The organism is Allobosea sp. P4_C6, assembly GCF_056402015.1.
Genome location: NZ_JBFUIF010000159.1, coordinates 1 through 2,979 on the forward strand (window position 1 = coordinate 1; position 2,979 = coordinate 2,979).

The following is a 2,979-nucleotide window of genomic DNA, read 5'->3' on the forward strand; positions in this document are numbered from 1 at the left end:
CAGCAATACGCCTCGCCTTTCGAGATCTACACCGGCCGGCGAACATGTTCGTCGCGAATTTTGTGGGCGAGCGCGAGATCCTGTTCCTCGATGGGATCATCGATAGCGGTCCGACGGGCCTGCGCTTCGCGATGCGCGATCTCACCTTGCCCTTGCGGGCGAGCCCGCTCAATTTCGAGAGCGTGCGGGGTCGGCCGATCAAGCTCGGGTGCGGGCCGAGGCCGTCGAGTTGGTGGCGACGGGCGATCCTGCCGGGGTTGAAGCGCGCATCATCCAGACCGAGCTCTCAGGACCCGACCTGATGATCTATGCGGCGCCTGCTTCCGGGACCGAATTCTGTTGTCGCGCCCCTGCCCAATCGCCCGTTGCGCGCAGCGACACAGTGCGGATCGCGCTCGTGCCCGAGCGTCTTCATGTCTTCGACCCTGCGACCGAGCACGCGCTGCCGATGCGAGCGAAGATGCCGATGCCTGCCGGAGTAAACGCCTGAACGCCCATGCCGAGCTGCCCTGACGGCGCAATGAAAACGGGACCGGGCGCCGCCACAGGATCCCGATACAAGAGGAGGAAACGATGACAGCCCTTTCACCTGCAAGGCTGCTTCTGGCCGGCCTGATCTCCGGTCTTCTGACCGGCCTCGCCGGGACAGCGCCCGCCTTGGCGCAGACCACCGTGATGATGTGGAGTTTTCTCGACCCGAACAAGACCTCGCCGCGCGAGATCGCCCTGAAGCAGATCATCACCGAGTTCGAGGCTGCCAATCCCGCGATCAAGATCAAGGTCGAGCCGCAGGATTTCGCGCAGATGCCGTCAAAGTTCTTCCTGGGCCATCGTGCCGGCGGCAATCCCGATCTGGTCTGGATCGACGCCAAGAACCTCGGCGGGCTCTCGCAATCGGGCGCCGGGACCGATCTCAACGCGCTCGTCGCGAGCAAATGGCCCCAAGTCGAGCGAGACGACTATTTCGTCAAGGCTGGTTGGAACGCAGCCGTGAAGGACGGCAAGCTCCTGGCGATGCCGCTCTTCCATGGCGCCAGCGTGATCTACTACCGCAAGGACCTGTTCAAGGCGGCCGGGATCGCGCCCGAGAGCCTGACGTGTTGGGATGCGCTTGCCGCTGCCGCGAAGAAGCTGACCGTCAGCCGCGACGGGCGGGTCGATGTCTGGGGTTTTGGCATGCCGCTGGCGCCGATCAAGACCGAGAGCACGCCGGCGCTGATCGGCATACTCGATCAGACGGGCGGCCCCTTCACCGGCTGCAAGGCGAATTACGCGACGCCGGACGGGATCAAGGCGCTGAGCTTCACGGCCGATCTGATCACCAAGGACAAGGTCACGCCGCAGGAGGCGCTGGTGCTGAACGTCGACGACATCAGCGAGCAGTTCACCGCCGGGCGCTATGCCATGGCGATCACCTCCAATCTGCGCTTCAGCGTCATCGCCAAGGCGGCGGCCTTCGGCGGCGACAATATCGGTATCATTGCCTGGCCGTCCTGGAGCGGCGCGAAGCCCGCGCCGATGCCGGTCTCAGGCTGGTGGATCGCAGCCTGGCAGAAATCGCCGCGTCTCGCCGAGGCCGGCAAGTTCCTCGATTTCCTCACAAGCAAGGCCTCGGTGCTGAAATGGGTGACGGTCGGCGTGCAGGTGCCGATCCGGCGCTCGCTGCTGGAAGATCCTTTCCTGGCCCAGCCGGCGAATGCCTGGATGAAGACGATGGTCGATGCCTGGAGCTCGTCGAGCTGGCTCGAGCCGACCGAGTGCAACACCCGCACGCTGCAATCGGTTCTGAACGAAGCGACTGCCCGGGTCGTGCTCGATAAGATGGATCCGAAGGCGGCTCTGGTCGAGGGGGAGAAGAAGTTCGCAGAGGCACAGTGAGTGGTCTAGTCCCTCGTTTCATTTTAGGCTTGAGCGAGGCTAGAGCATTCCGAAGAGGACTCGACAAGCCGCGCTCAAAGTTCAGTTGCCGCGCCCTGCCCAGGCCAAATCGCGCGGCGTGGGCAATGCGGGTAGGCACACCACCGCTCGGCCCATCAGCATTACGGTGATCGAACGCCCGGAAGCGGAATTAGCTATGTCAGCGATAGGCCCAGTTCGGCTGTTTGACCGCCTGCCTCAGCGGACTGCCCGGAAGCAGACGTTCCAAACGTCGGTTAGGGGCCACACCTCGACCTTCGGACAGCGCGCCGCGAATGTCTCACTAGGGTCGAATTTTCCCGTTGGCCGCTCTCCAAAAAGCGGACATTCGGCGCGAACCAAGCCGGACTCTTTTGTCCCGATCAATCCACTAGGTTGCGGACGGCGCAGGCGTTAAGTTTGCAGCTGCAAACTCCATCCCCGCCCATATAGCCGCGCTTGTAAAACCACTGACTTCCTTAATTACGTCAATACGTATTAACGTGCGTGACTTAAGCCTGATGATCGACCGAAAACGTGGGAAGTGCGGGCTTTCCTGGAAAACCGGTTCCATCCGACTCTGATCTGGTCAATTCTCTTATGTAATGACCAACGACAGCGAGTACCTCGCCAATTATCGGCCGCAGACCTTGTACGTCCATCCAGGACGGGAGGGGTCGTATGCGACGCTGGTGTCAGAGACCGATATGGTTCCCATCGCGGAAATCGATGTCACATCGCGATCGAAGCTCGCTGTTCGTGCATTCTACGTCCGAGAGAAGAAAGATTTTGGCACTTTCAAGCTGACCAAACTCAAATTCCATAAGGTCGATGGGTGGGTCGAGGACGGCAGTCTGCAGATTAACAATTTCCACGTTGCGCACCTTAGGCAATTTGTTGATCTCTTAGCTCAGCTCGATCTCAGTGACGGCCAAAAAGCCCGGATCGGGCTTCAGAATATTCAAATCGCTACGCTGAAGACGTTGCTGACCAGCAGCCAAGGACAGGACATGCTCAAAAGCCTGTCCAACTCCCCCGAGTTCCATGATGACATTTATGCGGTGGCCTCTAAGCGAGAGGCTC

3 protein-coding genes and 1 pseudogene are annotated in these 2,979 nt (G+C 60.9%); all 4 read left to right on the top strand.

Annotated elements, in window-relative coordinates; genetic code table 11:
- Positions 1–302, top strand: a pseudogene (locus tag AC1DVA_RS27290) (hypothetical protein); the annotation flags it as partial.
- The gene (locus AC1DVA_RS27295; RefSeq protein ID WP_476807973.1) at positions 233–490 is read left to right on the top strand and encodes a TOBE domain-containing protein; all 258 of its coding nucleotides are present in this window, start codon (positions 233–235) and stop codon (positions 488–490) included. The pseudogene AC1DVA_RS27290 and the gene AC1DVA_RS27295, both read left to right, overlap by 70 nt.
- 83 nt (positions 491–573) lie before the next feature.
- Positions 574–1,878, top strand: a complete 1,305-nt coding sequence (locus tag AC1DVA_RS27300; RefSeq protein WP_476807971.1) for an extracellular solute-binding protein — start codon at positions 574–576, stop codon at positions 1,876–1,878.
- A 623-nt stretch (positions 1,879–2,501) separates the two neighbouring features.
- Positions 2,502–2,979, top strand: a 478-nt coding sequence (locus tag AC1DVA_RS27305; RefSeq protein ID WP_476807972.1) for a hypothetical protein, incomplete at its 3' end; no start/stop codon positions are given.

Coding starts and splice junctions, on each gene's coding strand:
- AC1DVA_RS27300 (WP_476807971.1), top strand. CDS start 574: ATGACAGCCCTTTCACCTGCAAGGCTGCTTCTGGCCGGCCTGATCTCC.